General features: G+C 38.5%; 1 protein-coding gene. It reads left to right on the forward strand.

Annotated features, from left to right (window positions below; all coding sequences use genetic code 11):
- Positions 1-436: beta-L-arabinofuranosidase domain-containing protein (locus AC1DND_RS29495; RefSeq protein WP_477586596.1), on the forward strand; the 436-nt coding region annotated here is incomplete at both ends.

Genomic DNA, 436 nt, shown 5'->3' on the forward strand with positions numbered 1-436 from the left:
ATTGATAAGATAGCAAGTGCCCAATTAAAGGATGGTTATATTAATACCTATTATACTTTAACAGGATTAGATAAGCGATGGACCAATATGGACAAGCACGAGGACTATTGTGCGGGACATCTTATAGAAGCGGGTGTGGCATATTATCAGGCAACTGGAAAAACAAAATTGTTGGGTGTTTCTGAAAAGATGATAAAGCACATGATGTCCATTTTTGGAGAAGGAAAACGCCACTGGGTTCCTGGACACGAAGAGATTGAATTGGCTTTAGTGAAATTATATAATGTTACCAATAACAAGAGGTACTTAGATTTTTCGAAATGGCTGCTGGAAGAAAGAGGACATGAATACGGAACGACAGGAGGTAACGGAAAATGGGATGTCAAATATTACCAAGATGTTAAACCTGTAGAAGACTTGACTGATGTTTCTGGGC

The sequence above is a fragment of the Pedobacter sp. 01N416 genome (genome assembly GCF_056399685.1).